Annotated in this window: 18 protein-coding genes and 2 tRNA genes; 2 read left to right on the forward strand and 18 right to left on the reverse strand. The window is 42.6% G+C overall.

All coding sequences use genetic code 11. The features are described from left to right. Positions 1-5 precede the first annotated feature (5 nt). Complete coding sequence (locus DWB64_RS13775) at positions 6-209, reverse strand: hypothetical protein (protein ID WP_129488831.1); 204 nt, start codon at positions 207-209, stop codon at positions 6-8. An 82-nt stretch (positions 210-291) separates the two neighbouring features. Then, complete coding sequence (locus DWB64_RS13780; RefSeq protein WP_129488832.1) at positions 292-1,608, reverse strand: DUF362 domain-containing protein; 1,317 nt, start codon at positions 1,606-1,608, stop codon at positions 292-294. A 110-nt stretch (positions 1,609-1,718) separates the two neighbouring features. Between DWB64_RS13780 and DWB64_RS13785 the strand changes: the two genes are divergently transcribed. Continuing rightward, positions 1,719-2,303 carry a TetR/AcrR family transcriptional regulator gene (locus DWB64_RS13785; RefSeq protein WP_129488833.1) on the forward strand — a complete coding sequence of 195 codons (585 nt, stop codon included), beginning with the start codon at positions 1,719-1,721 and terminating at the stop codon, positions 2,301-2,303. Between the two features lie 64 nt (positions 2,304-2,367). Here the strand turns inward: DWB64_RS13785 and DWB64_RS13790 are convergent, their stop codons facing one another. Then, positions 2,368-3,135 (reverse strand): GNAT family N-acetyltransferase, encoded by a 768-nt coding sequence (locus tag DWB64_RS13790; protein ID WP_129488834.1) that lies wholly within the window; start codon positions 3,133-3,135, stop codon positions 2,368-2,370. A 262-nt stretch (positions 3,136-3,397) separates the two neighbouring features. Continuing rightward, on the reverse strand, positions 3,398-5,536 hold the full coding sequence (locus tag DWB64_RS13795; protein WP_129488835.1) for an immune inhibitor A domain-containing protein: 2,139 nt from the start codon (positions 5,534-5,536) through the stop codon (positions 3,398-3,400). Between the two features lie 779 nt (positions 5,537-6,315). On the opposite strand from DWB64_RS13795, the gene DWB64_RS13800 reads away from it, so the two are divergent. Beyond that, a complete protein-coding gene (locus DWB64_RS13800) occupies positions 6,316-6,825 on the forward strand; it encodes a heme-binding protein (RefSeq protein WP_129488836.1) in 510 nt (169 codons plus the stop codon). Between the two features lie 462 nt (positions 6,826-7,287). Here the strand turns inward: DWB64_RS13800 and DWB64_RS13805 are convergent. The 14 genes from DWB64_RS13805 to DWB64_RS13870 all read right to left on the reverse strand — a co-directional run bounded on the left by DWB64_RS13805 (position 7,288) and on the right by DWB64_RS13870 (position 20,607). Continuing rightward, positions 7,288-7,373, reverse strand: a tRNA-Leu gene (locus DWB64_RS13805). A gap of 48 nt (positions 7,374-7,421) precedes the next feature. Continuing rightward, on the reverse strand, positions 7,422-8,015 hold the full coding sequence (locus DWB64_RS13810; protein ID WP_129488837.1) for a lytic transglycosylase domain-containing protein: 594 nt from the start codon (positions 8,013-8,015) through the stop codon (positions 7,422-7,424). A gap of 21 nt (positions 8,016-8,036) precedes the next feature. After that, positions 8,037-8,630 carry a dephospho-CoA kinase gene (gene coaE / locus DWB64_RS13815; protein ID WP_129488838.1) on the reverse strand — a complete coding sequence of 198 codons (594 nt, stop codon included), beginning with the start codon at positions 8,628-8,630 and terminating at the stop codon, positions 8,037-8,039. Between the two features lie 9 nt (positions 8,631-8,639). Next, positions 8,640-11,303: a DNA polymerase I gene (polA, locus tag DWB64_RS13820; protein WP_129488839.1), complete on the reverse strand. Its 2,664-nt coding sequence runs from the start codon at positions 11,301-11,303 to the stop codon at positions 8,640-8,642. A gap of 131 nt (positions 11,304-11,434) precedes the next feature. Further along, a complete protein-coding gene (locus DWB64_RS13825) occupies positions 11,435-12,178 on the reverse strand; it encodes an SIMPL domain-containing protein (RefSeq protein WP_129488840.1) in 744 nt (247 codons plus the stop codon). Beyond that, entirely contained in the window at positions 12,175-13,482 is a 1,308-nt protein-coding gene (locus DWB64_RS13830; RefSeq protein ID WP_129488841.1) for a DUF4349 domain-containing protein, read from the reverse strand. The genes DWB64_RS13825 and DWB64_RS13830 overlap by 4 nt, the downstream gene beginning before the upstream one ends. 15 nt (positions 13,483-13,497) lie before the next feature. Next, the gene (locus tag DWB64_RS13835; RefSeq protein WP_129488842.1) at positions 13,498-14,091 is read right to left on the reverse strand and encodes an RNA polymerase sigma factor; all 594 of its coding nucleotides are present in this window, start codon (positions 14,089-14,091) and stop codon (positions 13,498-13,500) included. Between the two features lie 176 nt (positions 14,092-14,267). After that, entirely contained in the window at positions 14,268-14,744 is a 477-nt protein-coding gene (locus DWB64_RS13840) for a hypothetical protein (protein ID WP_129488843.1), read from the reverse strand. Positions 14,745-14,820: 76 nt separating this feature from the next. Next, entirely contained in the window at positions 14,821-15,768 is a 948-nt protein-coding gene (locus DWB64_RS13845) for a metal-dependent hydrolase (RefSeq protein WP_129488844.1), read from the reverse strand. Positions 15,769-15,926: 158 nt separating this feature from the next. Beyond that, positions 15,927-16,727, reverse strand: a complete 801-nt coding sequence (gene zupT, locus DWB64_RS13850) for a zinc transporter ZupT (RefSeq protein WP_129488845.1) — start codon at positions 16,725-16,727, stop codon at positions 15,927-15,929. A gap of 277 nt (positions 16,728-17,004) precedes the next feature. Continuing rightward, positions 17,005-17,091, reverse strand: a tRNA-Leu gene (locus DWB64_RS13855). A 63-nt stretch (positions 17,092-17,154) separates the two neighbouring features. Then, complete coding sequence (locus DWB64_RS13860) at positions 17,155-18,540, reverse strand: MATE family efflux transporter (RefSeq protein ID WP_129488846.1); 1,386 nt, start codon at positions 18,538-18,540, stop codon at positions 17,155-17,157. A 104-nt stretch (positions 18,541-18,644) separates the two neighbouring features. Further along, complete coding sequence (locus tag DWB64_RS13865; RefSeq protein WP_129488847.1) at positions 18,645-19,751, reverse strand: KamA family radical SAM protein; 1,107 nt, start codon at positions 19,749-19,751, stop codon at positions 18,645-18,647. Further along, entirely contained in the window at positions 19,732-20,607 is an 876-nt protein-coding gene (locus tag DWB64_RS13870; protein WP_129488848.1) for a hypothetical protein, read from the reverse strand. Before DWB64_RS13870 ends, DWB64_RS13865 begins: the two co-directional genes overlap by 20 nt. Between the last annotated feature and the right edge of the window lie 99 nt (positions 20,608-20,706).

A 20,706-nucleotide genomic window follows, 5' to 3' on the forward strand; every position in this document is an offset into this window, starting at 1 on the left:
CTTGTTTACTTCAAGTTGATGACGCCAAAAATCTCAAGTAGGCCGGCAACCGTGATCGCGCTACCTATTACAAGGTATATCACCGTTGTGATCCCATCCCCCATCAACTTTCGCATCCTCTTTGCTTTTCTGCTCTCCCAATAAAACGACGGTTTAATCACTGTGCAAATCAATGCAAACAGGCCAGCAGCTAAGATTATGAATCCCATAACTCGATCTCCTTTTTTTGATCATCATGAGCGGATTGCTTTCTTACTATTATATCATTTTCTAGCAAGTGCCACCACAATCTTATCTTTCTTGATTCTTCAACCAGTTCATAAACGGTTTGGTCTCTTTCTTCATACGTAACCTTGCAAGCACCAGTTTTAGTGCGACTCCAAGTCTCTTGATCGGATTCTTCTCTCCATAAAGATTGCCGATTGTGTTCTCTTTGCCATCCATGATATTCCACGAAAGCAGTGGTTCTACCGGTGGACAGCCTGGTGTCGCGTAGGCTGTACCACCTTCTGCTTCAATTGTAGCTTTTAATCCCATTGCGCACCGTCCCATCAGGTGAACGGGTTGATCCAGATCCACGCCTTCTGGAATCTTGCGCCCCTTGTAGCTTCCAACAATTACCTGAGTTCCGGCACACTTCTCATAATACCCTAATGACTTCATCCTCACAAGATTGAATGATGTAAGTCCCTGACAAGTCGAACAGGCCATGCCGACATGTACGTCATACTCCGGAAAAGCTTCGAAGCCTTCAAGGTATGGCATCCACAGCTTCTTCTTCACATCCTTTATGGGTGTGCCTAAAATTTCGATTTCCTCTTCCTTGTACACACCTAAGCCTCTTTTGGCAACAGCACCAAAATAGTCGATTTTTTCAATTGGTAGTTCCGCAATCCTGCAAGCCGTCGCATCGAGTGCGACCATGTCTTTACCAGCCAACACACACCCTATGTGAATTGGTGTTCCAGCATGCGGACCGTAACCCTCCATCGGATTGATCATATCAACAATCGTCAAATCGGGCTGAACGACCGATCCAAGGTCCGCGACAGCTCCTGCCAGATTTGTGGTATGCATCACCACGTGGTGTTTGTCTTGAACCACTCCCTTAAGGTTTTTAAGGGCGCAACTAAAGACCATTGAAGTATGCGATTTAAAAATCGGTAGATTGATAAAATAATGGCCCTCATTTAAAAGAAAGTCAGGCAAGTCCACATGGGTAATGCTACATGTCGGATTATCCACAGCTTGAGTCACTAGGTTTTTATAGCTCTTAATGTCAATCAGCTGATCAACGCCTTCTTCTCGTGCAACTTTGGCAATGCCGCTTGATTCCAGGCAATCAATGGTTTTACATCCGACAGCGGACGCCTCTGCGATGATGATTGATTTAGGATTCGTCTTTTTCACTTCTTGAATGACTGCACGTAGAAACTCAGGGCTTGTATTGATCGCGGTTTCTGGGCCACCTTCATGTCCGGCATTTGGCTTTAAGACAATGGTCATGCCGCTTGGAATACATTTTTCCACACCGCCTAAAAGGTCAAGCGCCGTCTTAACCATTTCCTGTGCGGTTGTCGCTTTAGCAATTGCTACTTGAGACTTCATAATACCCTCCCATAAGTTTAATTTCGGAACACATGTAACATAAAATCAATATATGGTATACTATTTCTAAAGTCAATCTTATAGCCATAAACGGAACACAAGGAGATACTATGTACCACATTTCAAACGACAAACGCTCAAAAAATTCAGCCAAGTTTCTCTATGAAGCTCTTCTTGTCTTAATAAAAGAAAAAAGCCTGACACACATCACGGTTTCAGATGTGGTCAAGCAGGCTGGTATCGGTAGAACCTCCTTTTACAGGTGTTTTGATTCCATCGAGGACATTCTACAGTATCACTGTGACAAAAGCTTCGAAAAATGTGGTGACTATATGCATCATATGGTAGTTGTCGAAAAGAGATATGCCCCCGAAGAAACCTTCATCAAACCTTTTTTGGAGTTTTGGAGTAGCCGCTTTGCGATTATCGAAACCCTTATAGCAGTCGATCGCACAGACATCATCAGCAAGGGTTTTAAACATATGATTTCAGAACTAAAAGCCCTTTATCCCAAAGTCGACATTCCTTATTTTGACTATTTTGTCGAAGTCCGAACCGCCATCGCCGTCGCCCTGCTTATCCAATGGATCAAAGACAACAGAAGGATTTCACCTTCGCAGATTGTAGAAGTCTTTAAGGATCAGATTCTGCTTGATCAGTTACTTTATGATGTTGCTGTTGGGAGTGATAGGTAGTATATGCATTAATTATCTGAGTTTCAAGTTATTTACTAAAACTCGCTTTCCATTTGTATGTTCCTCAAACTATTTTACCGCATTCATCCTCAACCCAAATATGAGCGGGGATTTCTTCTGCAAAATCATACCCTAGTGATTCAGCCAATCTTCTTGAGCCTTCTTTACATGCCCACGAACACCAATTGGGTTCGATATCATCCTTTAGCAACTCATTAATCAATGAAAACGCAGCCTCTTTTGCGTATCCCAAACCACGATACTCTTCTTCAGTGGCAACATCAATCTCAGCATGCCCGTTACCTAACATGAATCCAGAACAAAAGCTTACACAAGTTTGTTCTACAAAAACCCTGCAGATAGGATATTCGATACTTGACCCATTCTCTTTCTCTAAGGCGATCTTCTTCTCAGTATTCAAACTTTCGCTTCTATTTTCATACCTTTCATAAAACTTTTTCCTATCCAACTTATACAAAACCCGCTCATCCCTTATGCCATTGTGTCTCTTAAACACTTCATCCAACACGCCATTCCAGCTTTGACTTGGGCTAAACACGATTGCTTCTTTTTCTTTAGAAGTATAAAGGTACTGCTTGAATATCATATCGTCGACAAGATCGACTACATTTTGAGCACTCGAATCGCCTGCAATGAAATGAAAGGCAAATTGAGTAAACAGAACTGCAATTTTTGGATCTACTTCATCGTCAACGTATAGGCTACCATCATATTGTCCTTCTAATGATGAATAGATAACCGGTATGTTATGAGTGAACTCTTCAAACATATGAAAATACTTTTTCTTTTCCTCTTCTTTTACTTTAATCATTGTGAACACCTTCCCCTAGCAATACCGCCATCTTAGATTCTTCCATATTTGCAATTTAAAAGCTGATTGCACTAGTATAACATATAAAGTAATTAAAGTTGCTTCAAGTCGTTAGCCGTAATCTCTAATTTATAAGAATATCTACTCATGATGTACACCTTGATTTAATTCTACTAAAAAGACCCAATAAAGAGGCACTTTTTATAAGTGTCTACTCTATTGGGTCCATTTTAAATCTAAATGAAACCTTTTTTACTTAATACTATTTCTTTTTAGAATTTCCTTTGCCTTTGTTCTTAGCTGCCATTGATTTTTCAATGATTTCGTAAGAAAATTCAACTGGAGTAGTCACTCTTTCAGGAGCAGCGTACCATACGATCATGTATGTGTTACCCGCTTCACCAAAACCTTTAAGCATCATCGCTTCAGCTTCAGAGATATTCGTTGGGTCAAAGCTAAGTACAGTGTATTCAGATTTTTCATTGCCTTTGCCAAGTGCTTTTTTCTCGTTGATAAAAGTTACTTGGTACTTTACTTCTATTTTATTGAGATCTAGAAGCGTTATGAAACCATCAGTAGAATCACTAGTGTTCATGTAGCCGATTTCTGGAATTTCGATGTTATCGATAAACCAACCAGTGTCATTGTATGCACCATCAGTCATGTAATGGAAGTTGATGTATACTTTTGACCCTGCATATGGAGTCAAGTCAAATTCCTCTACTGTCCAATCATCATAATAGCCAGAGAAACCTTCACCGTCAGCTAGTTTTTCCTTGATAGGCAAAGCACCATCAGGATCAATTGCGTTAGTCGTATTATCGTTAGTTAGTGTAGTCCAGTTCAGGCCATCTGTAGAAATTTCAACAAAACCGAAGTCCCATTCTATTTCAATATCGATGAAGTTATCAAACTTAAGTGTTGCAGTGTCAAGACCTGTTAAGTCAGCTTCGAAAACTAAAGTGTTTGACTTATCATCACCTTCGTTCCCCCAGAATACATTGTTGTCTGAACCAAGAGGATCAGCTACAACTTGCCATGGAGTAGGTGGAATCGGTAAGAAATCAATACCATCCATAACGATGTTATCCACCTTGTTGAACTGATTAATTACTTTGTAGTCAGCCCCCCATGCTGGAACGCCATCTTTATCAGCTTCAAGAGCAGCTTCCATGTTAACTCTTACATCGATTGTTTCAAAGCCATAAATACCTGACTCTTCGTAGTCAACTGCTACAGCAACTGAGAATCTTCTGAACAATTCTTCAAAGTCAATACCAGTGCCAAACTCATCTAGGACATGGTTAATTGCTGCAATTCCTTGGTATTCACCGTCAGTAGCAAGAGCTTTAACAAACTCAGTGCCATATTGCTCATACATATAAAGTGTCAATAGGTAAGCTTGACCATAGTCCGAAAGAGTTTCAGGCTTTAATCCAGCATTCTTATACTCATCCCAAGTTACTAGTGAGTTTTCTGGGTGGTCTAAGAAGTAATTGACATGACCCATTGGGTGATTACCTAAGCATAGGTATTCAGCGAAGTCAGACATACCTTCATTGATGAAAGTTTCTTCCGAACCATCGTTATCCCTATGAATCAGATGTTGGAACTCATGCGCGACAGTACCTTGGATATCTTCAAGGTCTCTATCCCAACGAGCAGAGTCGATTGTAATAATGTTTCTATCCATTAATTGCTCAAGTGTTCCCCAGAAGAAACCGGCAACGTAGAATGGATAATTCTTATCGAAATAATTCTCGTCTTTTACATTGTCAACAAGCAGGATGATTTTGTCATTTCCATCTTCTGAAGTATAATAGTCTCCCGGTACGTCACCCCAATAGGATAAAACTGCATTACTGCCCATGTGACTATCAGGCGTACCAAAGAATTCAGTGTCCTTTGGATAAATTGTACTTTCAAAGGAATCTCTCATTTCATCAACTTGCTCTTGAGTAATAACATGAGCAGGTCTTTCATCACCTTCAGCAAATCCTAAGTCGTTAGCAACCCATATTTCAATATGGTCGCCTATGCTTCTCAAAGTGAACGTTTTGAAATCAGCAAGATAGGTAGTAAAGTCAAAATCTACAGCAAATAATTTTGAACCAAAGTTTTCTGTAAACTCACCATCTGCTTCTTCTTCAGCAACCGGTTCCTCATCGAAGTTAATGTTCGCAGCAGCTGCTCTAAGTTGCTCTTCAATTTTCTTGATGAATGCTTCATCTTTTGATAGAGTCTCAAGTTTTCCCGTTAAATCGATCGTATTACCATAACGGGCTGCAAACTCTTCCATAGACATTTGCTTGTCGTTACCCATTGCACTTACAAATGACATATTGAATATCATCATAATGGCTAATGTCACTACTAAAACTTTTTTACTCATTTTAAACATTCGTTCCCCCTAAAGTTTCTTTACATCCCAACTAGTGAAACCCCATATTTCACTTACAAGCTAGATGCATTCCTATTCTATCCATTAATTACCGTATTGTAAATATTATATATAGAAAATTCAGAAAATTAAGGTTTAGTTAAGGTTCCTCTAATATTGTGTATTTGCAATGGTTACAACCTAAAAATCAACTTAAATATTTTTTATACCCCATTATTTATTGGATTAAAACGGCTAAAATTATTATATTAGTAATTTCCAATTCCCATGGAGTTGTGGATTAGAAGTACCCCTCTAACCTGTTGCTGATTTTTGTCAGTTTTCAGTACTTGGATAATATCATTCTGATAAGTTAAAGTGGTTAAAAAAAATCTTGGTGACAGTCACTCAAATCAAGACTGACTTAACACCCTAATTAAATATAGTGGTTTGATAAAATTATAATGTACTAAAACCGGTCTCCACCTCAGTGACTGTCACCAAGGTGTGGTGTACACGCTTGTGTGTTGAAGCACATATAGCGATAATGCAAATTGCTGCATATTGCTTCCAAAAGATGAAACCGCTTGACCTGAAATAGGTTTAGAAAAATTCCTATCTTCAAGTAGTTTAAAGTTCATTTGCTCGTCCGATATTTTTAGAATAAATCATTGACTGAAATGAAAGTTCATCTTGATTCGTATGTCTAGAAAAATCATAATTGAATTACACTGACTGGGTATAAGTTAATTGTGTTGTTAAACCAGCTTTAATAAAATGGATGTTAAAGGAGTGATTTAGTGAGTAAGTATGAATCACCTGATTATAAGGTTATTTTAAATGATGACCCCTTTGAAATTAGAGAGTACATCGATTTTTTTATCATCGAATATGATGATAACAATGACCCCGAAATTGAGAGTGGTTTTGGTTCTTTGTTTAGCTATATTTCGAGTGATAATAAGGAAAAAGAAAAAATCTCAATGACTGTACCAGTAATTGAAGAAATATCTCAAGGTAAAAAGAAAATGGCTTTTGTCGTTCCAAGTAAATTCGGAGACAAGATACCAGAACCAAATAATGCAAATTTATCTGTGAGGAAGTTCAATAAAGGATTATTTGGTGTAATAAAGTATTCAGGTTTTTCGAATACAAAAAAAGAAATAAAAATGCAAAAGAAACTCAGTGAATGGATCAAAGAAAATGGTTATACAACCCAGTCAAATTATATGCTTGCCTTTTACAATGCACCATTTACACCTCCGATGCTTAGAAGAAATGAAGTATGGGTTCGTATTATAAAAGAATGAGTTCTATTTAATGCGAATATAGACACTGATGGGAATGTTGGACAGGATGTAGTCGAAATTAATTATCAAAAGCCATATATCTGCCACCCTTGCCTCAACTTAATTTTGACGATTTGAGATGGTTTGGGGGCGAATAGAGGTATGATTGTATGCTTTGCGGATTAGTGAGGTTTTTGAGGAAGGATAGGTTGTTGAAAGAGTTAGATACTTAGGTTTAAGGCCTCCGGCGGCGCCTCTTCGGAATAACAAAATACGTTATCCTGTCCGGTGGGGGTCCCGTGAACATAGTACGTTCGCTCATGCTGAATAATTCCGCGAACACTGATTTAAGAGATTTAAGTTGCTAAACGTTGTTTACAATACAAACCAACAGGCGCGGGGCATCTATGAATAAACTACATTCATAGCATCCGCACCAAAAAAAAGAAATGACTGATCGTTAGATCAGTCATTTCTTTTTTTTGGTGCGGATGGAGGGATTTGAACCCTCACGCCCATACAGGCACTACCCCCTCAAGGTAGCGTGTCTGCCGTTCCACCACATCCGCGTCACAATGATTAGTATATAATCATCGGGCTTTGCTGTCAATAGTTTTTTATTTTTTGGTTTGTAATGCGCTAATGTCTTTGTATTCTAATTTTTCTGAATACAGATAACTGTACCAGTGTTCGAATTTTTGGACCTTTTGAATGTAGTTTTCTGTTTCTGCGAACGGGATGTTGCTTAGGGTTTGGCCGTCGTTGGAGCAGGTTTTGTCGGATAGCCATTTTTTGACGTTGCCTGTGCCTGCGTTGTAGCCGCTGAGGACTTTTACCATATCGCCGTCGTATAGCCTTATGAGGTAGGACAGGTACCAGCTACCCAGGTTGATGTTGGTTTTTGGGTCTAGGATATTTATTGTTTCTGGGTCGATTCCATTTTGTACGGCGGCCCATTTTGCGGTGGCTTCTGTGAGCTGCATGAGTCCTTGGGCGCCTTTTGAGGAGACGACTTCTTCTCTGAAGCGGCTTTCTGTTCTGATTACTGCTGCGATTAGCACTGGGTCTACTTTGTGGTAGCTTGCGGATTCTTTGATGAATGCTTCGTAGCCGATGGGGTAGTAGGATCTGATACCTAGGTAGCCTGCGCTTGTGAGTGCGAAGAGAAGCATGCATAGTATGAGCGTTCTGAATTTTGTCCGTGGTGTCACATGCGCCTCCTGGAGCTTTATTTAAGTGATGGTGATAACGAGTTCATCGAGTTGGTGGTAGAGGTCTGCGAGTCCTCTGTTGTTGTCGATGTAGACTCTTGCGAGTTTCTTTTTTTCTTCTAGGGTCAGCTGTGTGACAATCATCTTTTGGGCGTCTTCTTCGCTTAGGTTGTTTCTTGAGATCAGGCGGTCGAGTTGTACCCGCTTATCCACAACCATGAGCCAAACATCGTCTACCATCTCGTGCAGTCCGGTTTCGATTAAAAGCGCGGCGTCGATGATGACGGCTTTGCAGCTGCGGTCGTCTTCGAAATGCACGATGCGCTGGGTGATAGCGCTGCGAATGCTGGGGTGTACGATTTGGTTCAGCTCTTTTAGTTTTACCGGGTCAGAAAACACGATCTGACCCAGTTTTTTTCGGTTGAGTTCGCCTGTGGGTAAGAGGATGTCTTCTGAGAAACTATCCACAATCTTCTTTAGGGCAGGCTTTCCAGGTTGTACGACTTCTCTTGCAATCAGGTCGGCGTCGATGATAGGTATGCCGCAGTGTTCGAGATACCTTGATGCCGTGGATTTACCGGAAGCGATTCCTCCTGTGAGTCCTATGATTTTCATTGAGCACCTCTATTTCGCGTCAAACCAGCTGTCTCCCGTATGCATGTCTATGCTCAGGGGTACTGACAGTTCGACTGCTTCGAGCATACATTTTTCGAGCAATGCCTCTACTTTTTCTATTTCGTCTTTTTTGGTGTCGATGATCAGTTCATCGTGTACCTGTAGGATGAGTTGGCTTTTAAGACCCGATTCTTTTAAGGCGTTGTAGACTTTGATCATCGCAAGTTTGATGATGTCTGCGGCGCTTCCTTGTATCGGGGTGTTCATCGCCATACGCTCTCCGTATTGTCTGATGTTGAAGTTCTTGTTCTTGATTTCAGGGATGAATCGCTTTCGACCTAGGATGGTCTCGGAGTACCCTGTCTTTGAACAAAACTCCTTACATTCATTCATATACCCTTTTACGTTAGGATATTTCGCAAAATAGTTTTCGATATATTCTTTTGCCGTTTTTCTTGTGATCTTAAGTGTCTCTGACAGTCCAAAGTCGCTCATGCCGTAGACGATTCCGAAGTTGACTTCTTTGGCCCTGCTTCTCAAATCGGGTGTCACCTCGTCAAGTGGTGTCTCGAACACCTGTGATGCGGTGAGCGCGTGTATGTCGATGTTTTCTGTGTAGGCTTTTTTTAGCATAGGGTCGTTCGACATGTGCGCAAGCACTCTCAGTTCGATTTGCGAATAGTCGGCGTCCACCAGTACGTTACCCTGACTTGCGATGAACACTTTTCTAAGCTCTCTGCCCATCTCCAGTCTAATCGGTATGTTCTGAAGGTTGGGTTCGGTGCTTGATAGCCTTCCTGTGGCCGCAACCGTCTGGTTGAGGCTTGAGTGGATGCGTCCTGTGATAGGGTTGATCACCGCTCTTAGGCCGTCGATATAGGTTGATTTCAGTTTGGCATAGGTTCTGTAGTCGATGATCTTTTCGATGATGTTATGTTTTGTGATCAGTTCGACAAGCACGTCGTGGCTTGTGGAATAACCGGTTTTTGTCTTTTTGATGGGCGGTAGGCCCAGGGTTTCAAAAAGAATGACTCCCAGTTGCTTTGGCGAGTTGATGTTGAACTCTGTTCCCGCTGCCTCGTAGATTTCTGACTGTAGGTTTGCGATCAGCTCGTTAAGCTCGACATCCAACACATCCAGCACTTCGGGCTTGATGTTGAAGCCGACGTATTCCATGTCAACCAGCACTTCTACAAGGGGCATTTCCACTTCATCAAAGAGCTTGATCAGTTCCAGTTCCTGCATCCTATCCAGTAGGATCTCATGAATGACCTTCACGGCCTTTAGCTTTTCGTTGATGAAGGACAAGGCTTTTTCTGAATCCGCCTCTTTGAAGGTGACCTTCTTGACGCCTTTTCCGAGCACATCCTCCTGTGTCGCCATCGATTTGCCCAAAAGATCGAGCGTCAGGTCGTTGAGCTCGTAGCTTTTACGGTTGGCATCCACCAGGTACATGGCGATCTGCGCGTCAAATACGGGCTTTATGTTGTTGATTCCATATCTTCTAAGGATCAGCATCTCATTTTTAATGTCATGCCCTGCAAGCTTTATGGTACCGCTAAGCGCAAGGGAGTTGAGTGCGAATACCACATCATTGACCAGGTCGCCGTGAACGAGTATTCCCTCGCCGTCTTTGCGGGCGATTCCGATGTAGCTGATTTCGTCGTTTACAAGGGTCACCTTATCGTAAAGGATCGACAGGTAGAGCTCCTCGTTGATGTTGATCTGTTTAAAGAAACTGTCGATTTCATCCGCCGTCTGTGCGACTGAAAATGCGTCTTCTGCCTCTGTTACATGCGAAATTTCCTGGGCGTGCTCCACACCCAACTTTTGCAAGAAACTATGCAGGCTGTACTTTTGAAAGAGCGCTACAAGTTCTGTCATGTTGGGTTCTGCGATCTCGAACTCGCTTAGGTCCATCTCGACCGGCACTTCACGAACGATGGTCGCCAGCTTTTTAGAAAGCACTGCCAGCTCCGCATGTTCTTCCACCAGTCCTTTGATGCGGGCGTTTTTGATCTCAGATGAGTTCTTGATCAGGTTCTCGACCGTACCGAATTCTTCGAGCAGTTTATTAGCTGTCACCTTCCCCACCTTAGGGATACCTGGAATGTTGTCCGAGCTGTCCCCCATGAGGCCTTTCAGGTCGATGACCCTGTTAGGTGGCACACCCATGTCCTCTTCGACGAGCATGGGATTGTAGATGACCTTGTTTTTTGTTCCGTGATAATAGACCGAAGTGGTTTCATCCACCAGCTGCAGGGCATCCTTATCACCTGTGAGCACGTAGGAGTGCACTCCGTGTTCTCCTAGAAATTTTGATGCGGTACCTAGCAGGTCGTCCGCCTCGAATCCCTGAAGTTCGAGTATTTCAATCCCCATGGCTTTAAGTATTTCTTTAAGCACAGGCATCTGCATTCTGAGTTCGTCGGGCATTCCTTTGCGCCCCGCCTTATAGGCTTCGAAGGTCTTATGTCTGAATGTCGGCCCCTTCAAATCGAAGGCGACCGCCACATAGCTTGGTTTGATCTCTGCTGAGACGCTCTGGTAGATGCTTAAAAATCCGTAAAGGGCATTCGTCGGGAACCCGTCTGGCGTAGCCATGTTTCTGATTCCGAAGAAGGCTCTATTGATGATGCTGTTTCCGTCTATGATCAATGCTCTCTTTTGCATAGTTGACTCCTATTCATCCTTCTGTTAGTCATTAGTAGTACTATTGTAACACAAAATCGATTCATTTTAATGATGGATGATGCCCTGACATGCTTGATTGCATAAAAAAGTCCGCTTGCGCGGACTTTGGTTTAATAACTGTATTCAACTGTCAGATTCGCCTTGATAGCAAGCTCTCCAGCTTCTACGGGCGTGCTTGAAGCTTTCATATCTGCCGCTTCATAATAGGTGTTTGTATAAGGAGCGGAAGTGTACATGGATTCTACTACTCGATGAGGTTTGTCAGGCTTTTCACCGAAGGTACCCATAATGGCTGTCGCCTTGTCTTTGGCGTTGTTCATTGCCAGTACCAGTGCGTCGTCATAATACTCGGCGCGGTTGGAGATGTCGAACTGGATGTTATGGATGTTGTTGGCTTCTGCAGCGAACGCCACATCGATCATGTCACCCACCGTGTCGACGTCTCTGATTGTGATACGTACAGAGTTGTCCACTTGGTAGAACATCGGTTGCTCCTGACCTTCCATGAATGGTTTATTATAGTCATAGGTGCGGTAGATGTTATAGTTGGTGGTTACAAGATCAGCTTCTTTGATTCCCGCTTCTTTTAGGGCTTCGATGACAGCTGTCATCTTCATCCTATTCTCTTCTTGCGCTGCAGATGCGTCCTCGTGTCTTGTCTGTACTCCAACATTGATGTAAGCCAAGTCAGGTTTGACGAGAATGACGCCTTCTCCGCCGACCGATACGATGTTTAGTTGGTCAGTCGTTGTTTCGGCACTTATCTTAGCGCCGGTAAGATCGAGCATGTCGATGGTGACGACTAGGCCGACCACAAGGAGTATAGTGAGTGCGATTAGGTATATTTTTTTCATTTAGACTTCCTCCTTTTTCTGATAATAGTCAGAACTACTGCGATTACTGCACCAAGGATGATTACTGGAAGCAGTATTGGTAATAAGCCAATAAATCCTACAAAGGTATTCTCAAGCCACTCGACGAGTCGATTGGTCGATTTGATAAAGGCTTCTTTTGCTCTAGTAAAGACCGTCGGGTCCACCGGTTCTACAAATGAAGTAAGATCTTTTACTTCTTTAATGCCTATGTGGATACTTGATAGAGATACCAAACGGTCCCACGCCTGCAGATTGCCAGTGAGACGGTTGATGTCGTTTCTGACTCTGCTGAGTTCGCGTTCCACTTCGATGATTTCAGTGACGTTTTCAGCCTTGTTCATGATTTCTCGTAGTGCGGTCTCACGAACCTCAAGGTTTTTCACTTCATTCATGGTGTCCCTGTACATGCTGGTGATGTCCTCGACGCTTTGCTGTTTGCTGATCACCTCACCAAGACCTGCTACTTCGGTAAATGCGCTGTCAAACGAGTCCTGAGGGATGCGGATGACGATATAACCTTCTTTGAGCTGTTGTTCCTCACCCCTGTAATATTCCCTGTAAGAGCCGGTGTAACTGTTCTCCACATAACCGCCAAGCAAGTTCGCCTGATGGGTAATCGCTTCGAAGGTCTGGTCGTAATCAAGCACTTCGAGCTGAATCTGCCCAGACTTGATCAGTTTTCTGTTTTGAATGTCGCTTTTAGTCTCGGATGTTGAAGTTACCGTCTCTCCACCGTCTCCATACTCACGGTCGGATGCGTCAGCGTCTTTTAAGAAGGATTCTTCCATGGGCGCTTCACTGAAGGTGATCGATACGCCGCTTTCCATTTCTGCAGCGGAGTCCATCATGGCAGGTTCTGCCATCGCGTAGTCCATCTCATCATTGGATGATTTTGCCATATTGAAATCAGTACCGCCAGTCAGTGCCGGCAAGGTGCCAAGACCGATAAAACCGACAACGAATACAGCAGCCGCATAGGATAATCCACGTTGCCACGTTTTTGTGTTGTTTTTAAACTTGCTGTAAAGACTTACTTTCGATTTTGTCTCTTTAATTTCTTTGCTTACCTTTTCTAGTTCTGCGTGTAATGATTTTTCAAATCCTTCTGGCAACGTCTTCATTGGAAGCTCCTTAAGCGCTTTCATCACCATCTGACCAGTCTCTACGAGTTCACGGCAATCATCACATTCAGCGAGATGTGTTTCCACTTGCTTCACTTCTTCTTCATTCAACAAATGATCGAGATAATCATTGATTTGCTCTTCTGTCAATTTACATTTCATCGCTTATGCCTCCTTTCACCGTGCCAGATCAAACGTGAACGTCTGATCACTGATAAGTATTTTCTTTAGCATGTCTCTTCCTCGATTGATTCTTGATTTTACCGTTCCGACAGGAACCTCGATCATCTCAGCGATTTCCTCATAACTGAATCCCTGAATGTCCCTGAGCACTACGACGATCCTATTGGCTTCCGGGAGTTTTGCAAGCGCCTTTTGCACGGTCTCTTTCAGATCCTTCGCCTCAAGAGCCGACTCAGGTGTCGGTCCATCGTCTGCAAGTTCCATCTTCACGGCGCCATCTTCTGTTTCCTTATCATGATCCATGGAATAGGTAACGACTTTTCTGTGTTTTCTTATGTAGTCATTGCAAGCATTTACCACAATCCGATAAAGCCATGTTCCAAAACTAGCCTCACCTTTGAATTTATTGATGTTTCTAAATACTTTGACTAGCGCTTCTTGTGTCGCGTCTTTTGCATCTTCTTCGTTACCGAGTATCCGGTAAGCTACGTTATAGGCAAGGGTCTGATGTTTAGCGATGAGTTGTTCGAACGCTACCACATCCCCTTGTTGACTTCGCTTAAGCAATAATTTTTCAGCATCTGTCAAGGTGGCCACTCCCTTCTTTTACTGGGTTATATTCTTTTGACGCAAGTAGTCTGCGAAAAGTTCCCGTATATTTTATCATTATAACAGATTAGTCCGTCACCGGTTTGCCATTCAACCTACAAAGAGCCAGGCATCTGCCTGGCTCCGCTTTAAATATGAAAAATGCGGGTAGTATCCTATACAATGTATTTCAGTCTGGCGACCGCCGTCACCAGCTGAGCGTCCAGCGCTTCGACCAGTGTTTTTTCATCGACCCAGATTAGGGAATCATCCAATTCGCCTTCAAAATGGCTTAAATCCATTGAAAACAGATAGAAAGTGTCATCCGCTCTCTTAGACGCAGCGCAGACACCCAGGTGGATGAGCGCTTTCTGATTGAACTCCACGCCGGTTAGCTCCTTAAGTGCGTGTACCGCACTGACCTCAGGTTGATACTTGACCGGCAAGCTGATGCTGCACAGGTCAGGGTGATTATCCCAGCCAAGAACCAGTTCCCGTTTAGCCAAATAGACAAATTTGCCCATTGTCTTTTTAAAAGGAACTACAACCGAAAATTTTCCTTCACTTGGCAAATACCTAACGTACTTGCCTTTTTTATGTTCTTCCACCTCGACAATTGCGAAATCTTCATCTTGAAATATTATATTTTCCATAGGATTTCCCCCTTTGTTGTATGTATACCTTTTAATCGAGTAAGGTAAACAATAAAAAAAGTGCCCGATGGGCACTTTAACTAGCTTCTGTAAAACTCACTCTCTTATTTAGTTTATAAGGATGCAACTCACTTTTCACAACACCCTTGCACTCTTTTTTCACTTCGAGAGTGGCATGGTGGAGGAATCTGTTTTTCACATAAAACCTGAGGTCGATGATCCTCATCTTATAGTGGTCCTCATCCTCATGATGCACGATGTGAAGATTAGGTGAGAAATCGTTGAAATAGGCTCCTAAGGAAGTGTCATCGAAAATCGCCCTCAGATCTTCATCCTGAGCATCGAACCGCTCGATCAGCTTTGTGCGTTTCACTAGCTGATTGTACTTGCCTACAAAGGTATAGTCTTTCGTCTTTACGATATAGTCCCACTTGTAAAATGCCATCAGTGAAGGCAGCACAGTCACTTCTTTTACCTGGTAGTCCTTATTATATAAGGTCACAAGATCCGATACGGCCCTTTTCTTCATGTAATAGCGCCAAACCATATAAGTGGCGAATACCACGAGCAGCGAGGCGTTCAGCAATACGCTTACGTTTCTTTGAGCGATCAGCCAAATTCCAAGTCCTGTGATGATCGGATCATATAAAGTCAAAAGATTCAGCTTTCGTTTTTTTCGAAGCAGCATGGCTCCGTAAGAATTTAAGATATCAAATGCCGTGTGCGACAAGGCGCCGATAAAGGTCCAAAGCAGCACTTGCCAAATGGCCATTCCAGGGAAGATGAAATAAAGGCCTGCCGTGATAGCGACTGAGAACACCGCCAACATGGGAATCGAATGCGACGCGCCTCGATGATGCTTAAGATAATATGCGTCGTCCTTAAAGAGACGAGTGATCGTATCCAGGTCAGGACTCATCGCGCCTAGCGCGCAACCTATCGCAATCGGGTTGTCCAGATTGACGGCTTTTCCTGAAAACGTTGAAATTGCAAGTCCGATCATGCCATGGGTAATAGGATCCAATTCATACCTCCATCTATGGAATGGACAAATGTCCAATCTCTACAGGGTTACATAAATCGTATTATACGATTATATCAGTGAATGGCGTGGAGGTAAAGGATGAATTTTGATTATTACGATTATAATCTACTCGTCTTCTTAACAATAGAACTTTTTACTTAAACGAACAATAGCAAGCTGGCAGCCATAACAACCATACCAGAAATAACGCCCCAGATGGCGATATGATGATGCCCGTATTTTTCTGCAGTTGGTAGCAACTCATCCAATGAGATATAGACCATGATACCTGCAACGCTTGCAAAGACTAAACCAAACATCATATCATTAAAATATCTCATAAGGAGGAAATAACCCAGCAGGGCACCAATAGGTTCTGAAAGACCTGATAAGAAAGAATAAAAGAAGGCCTTTTTTTTGTCTCCTGTTGCAAAATAGATTGGAACAGAAACGGCTATACCTTCAGGTATGTTGTGAATAGCGATAGCAACAGCGATACTGACACCAAGTGCGGGGTCTTCTAATGCCGCAATAAAAGTTGCGAGTCCCTCCGGGAAGTTATGTATACCGATTGCGAGTGCGGAAAACAAACCCATCCTCATAAGGGCTTTATTGTTTCCTTCATCGTTTTGCATATCATTGACATCCATCATTTCATGGGGATTTTCAAATGATGGCACGAACTTATCAATTAAAGCGATGAGCGCGATACCTGCAAAAAAAGCGAGTGTCGTATACAAATAACCAAGTCTTGGTCCAACAGCGATAGAGAGTGAGTCTTTTGCCTTTGGAAAAATCTCAATAAAAGATACATAAATCATCACACCTGCTGAAAAACCTAAAGATCCTGATAGAAATTTTTTGTTAGTTTGTTTTGTGTAAAAAGCAAGCATACTGCCAATACCCGTTGATAAACCAGCAAAAATTGTTAAACCAAATGCAAACCATACATTATTCATAATGCCTCCATCTTAATATGTCTAGAACTATGATAAAAGTATATCATATAATTAAGCATTTGAGAATGACTATCAATTAAAAACATTCATATGACAATGACCTTTTCAATGGACTTTGTGATCAGTCGCACCAAAACAAAAAGAACTCATTCGGTTGAATGAGAGTAACTGCTTTAATGAGGTTAAGCCACTAAACGTATTTTGTACTACAAAAATACAGGCGTGGGGCGCACCAAAACAAAAAGAACTCATTCGGTTGAATGAGTTCTTTTTGTTTTGGTGCCGAAGGCGGGAATCGAACCCGCACGCCCCGAAAGGCTTTGGATTTTGAGTCCAACGCGTCTGCCAGTTCCACCACTTCGGCATGTTACGGACAAGAATTATCTTACCATAGTGTCCGCTTTCATGCAAGTGTTTTCATTAAAAATCAGCCGATTTCTTTAATCGCGGCCTTTATTCTTTCTTCTTTTTTACTGACAACCGGTTCTCTCCACTTTCCTGTCAGGTACATCAAAAGTCCGATCACAACGATGATCACATTTGATAGGATCATCGCATACCATATGCCAACGGCCTCTTTATAGTCAAATGCTCGCATCACGAGTATCATAGGGATTCTTAAGCCCCATAACCTGCCCATCATGATGACCATTGCTGATATCGTATGGCCCGATCCTTGGAATAATCCGATCAGGCAGTTGTAAAACCCAAATAAGGGGATGGTCACTAAGATCATTTTAAGGTAGTAACTGCTCTGTTCTATGATATAAGGGTCTTTTGTGAAGATCTCCACAGACTGCTCTGTAAAGAAGAACATCACGATGGCACCTATTCCCATGATCAGTGAAGAATACCATACGCTTTTTAAAAACGCCTGATTCGCTCTTTTTATCTGACCAGCGCCTATGTTTTGTCCGATGATCGCAGTCAAGGCGCCGGCGATGCCGCCAGCGGGCATGAAGATCAGCGAACTAATCCTGTTTCCTATCGCAAAGGCTGTGAGTATCGCCTCTCCGTAACCAAGTAGAAACATGTTGAGCACCACAAAGCCAAGCGAGGTCATGGACTGGCCGATTGCTGCAGGCATACCGATACTCAAGATAGACTTTACCATATGTCCTTGAAGCTTCAGGTCGTGAGCGACAAGTTTCATATGCTCGGACGGTTTTTTAAACAATAGCACCCATGCCACGGCTAAGAATACGGTCCTCGAAAGCACTGTCGCTATGGCAGCACCAGCTATGCCCCAACCGAACCCGAAGATGAAGATGGGGTCTAGGATGATGTTAAGCACTACCGACAATCCACTGATGATCATCGGAGTTTTCGTGTCTCCTTCGCCCTGTTTTATCGCTGAAAATGCGAAGAATAAGAAAACGGAGGGCAGTCCTATGAACATGATCCTTAAGTAGGTGCTCGATAATGCAAGCAGCTCTCCCTCGGCGCCCATTGAGGCTACGATGACATCAGAAAATACCGCACCTATCAGTCCAAAGGCAGTACCGCCGATCAGGGCTATCGTAATCAATTGACCGGCATGTTCCTTGGCCTTGACGAATTTTCCTGCGCCAAAGTATTGTGAAATCAGTGCCACGCCCCCTATGGAAAGGCCCATGCCAAGGCTCATCATAAACCAGATAAGCGGCCAGATAAACTGCATGCTCGCCATTTCAACGGTTCCAAGCTTACTGACAAAATACGTGTCTGTCAAGTTATAAAAAGTCTGTATCAGGTTATTGAGCATTATCGGTATCGCCAAGGTCAAGATCGCCTTGCCGATATTCCCTTTAAGTATTAAATCACGCTTATCCATAATTTCTCCTATCTCTATTAAATCAAAGTATATCATATTGTTTCGATATGCGAAATAGTTAAACGCTATAATAAAGGCAGGCTTTCGCCTGCCTGTCTCAACTTCTATTTAATAAACTCTAAATCCTCATCAAGCCATTTTCCATTGAAATCGATCTTTCTGATAAAGACCTTCTCGTTGTCTTCTACACTTTTAGCCTGATGGAACTTGAAGATCATGTTCTCATCATCAGCAGCCATAATCTCGATTTTACCGCGAATATGCGACATGATCAGCCTGAAGCGCTTGCTGATACCATTCAAATGAGGTCTTGTAGCTTCCATTAGCCTGTAGGTCTCTATTAGTGTAAGTTGGAATCCTGCCTTTACCGCTTTCACTGGTCTGCAGTGGAACACATAATATGGATCGACACCCATCGCGGTCAGTCCGTTCAAGAGTTCAACCATGATCTCCGGTTTATCGTTGATATTCTTAAGCACAACCGCCTGATTGTTGACCGTGATGCCTATGTCCTGTAGCGCCTTGATGCTAAGTTTTGCTTCTGCGGTCAGTTCATTGGGATGATTGAACTGGGTGATAAAGATAATTCTCTTTTTCTCATTATAGGTCTTCAACATCATCAGTAGCTCATCGTCACCATAGATTCTTTCTGGAAAGACAACAGGCGTACGGCTACCAAAGCGTATGAAGCTCAAGTGGTCGATGCCAGATAAGTTTTCCAGATACGCTCTGATATGCTCATTGGACATGCACATCGAATCTCCGCCACTGAGCAGGACGTTGTTGATTTCTTGATGGGAATCGATATACTCGATCGCTTCGTTCATTCTTCTACTGATCTCGTCGTTGCTGTATCCGACCATGCGTTTTCTAAAACAGTGCCTGCAATACATAAAGCATGCATTGGTTGTCAGCACTAGGGCCGTAGGACCGTACTTGTGCTGAAGACCAGGCATCTTCGTGTTCTGGCTTTCACCTGATGTATCGTAATCACCTGTCTGATCCGCTTCAAAGAGACTGGGATAGCTGAGTAGTCTAATCGGATCATTGGGATCATCCTGGTCGATCAGATTGAAGTAATACTCTGGAATGCTCACGGGGTGGCGTTTAGCTACTTCTTCTAGTACCTTGATAGTTTCGGTTGTCTGTAGCTTGGCTAACGAGTCTATCGTGTTATAGTTTTCTTTCCATTTATCTTGCCAAGTTGTCATGTGCTTCTCTCCTTTTCCATGATGCAAGTAGTGCCTTTACATAGTCATTCGCGACGTAATCACCATGTACAACCTTAGACACTGTCGATTCCGAAATGTTGAAATAATCGGCGATAAAAGATTGTGTTTTATTTGATTCCTGATGGGCGGTCTGGATGATCGCTTTTCTGATATCGGAGTATGGCTTTTGTTTTGTATTGGACCTTAATAGTTGTATATCCACTTTCTGAGCCTTTACATAAAAGTCTACGATATCGATAAATTGGACATGCTGCTGCTCCAATTCGGCTTCCGGGTGCCACTTAAACGAGTTCTTGTCGATAGCGTTTAAGCTTTTGATGATTTCCTTATGAAAGGCTGTCAACTGAGCTTTGAACGATGACATACTACTGTCAAAATAACTGGTTACATCCAAATCGGTTCCTTCTTTCAAAAAAGTGAAAAACGAGCCTTGATAGCATATCGAATTTTTAAGGTCACCGATAATGGGTAATTGTGCCATTAATAATACAGCTTCTTTCTCCATTTGGGGATTGACCATCATTGAATGGTATCTCGTTTGGAAAACCGCTCCTTTTCGATCGAACTTCTTATTGAACTTCCTCGAATAGGACTGCTGTATGCACTGCATGGGCTTTGAAAGCGCTTCGTCACCTACCCTGATCAACAACTGCGCGCAATTGCTTTCTACTAAGAATGCAAGTACCTTGGCACCGAATTTATGAGCATATGTCATTACATCATCAGTATAGGACCAACAATCCGATTTTTCTGGGAAGGCCTGTATCTCCGCTATCCCTTGCACTTCAATCCAATAAAGAGCACCTGGAACATGACATCTCTTTTCTCTAGTCATGATCTACCTCCATAGAATAGAAAGTTATTGTGCCTGTCACTAAATCTTTCTATTCTAGAATAGCAGATTCGTGACGACTTCGCAAATTTTTGCAATAAA

Source organism: Fusibacter sp. A1 (assembly GCF_004125825.1).
Classification (GTDB): Bacteria; Bacillota; Clostridia; order Peptostreptococcales; family Acidaminobacteraceae; genus QQWI01.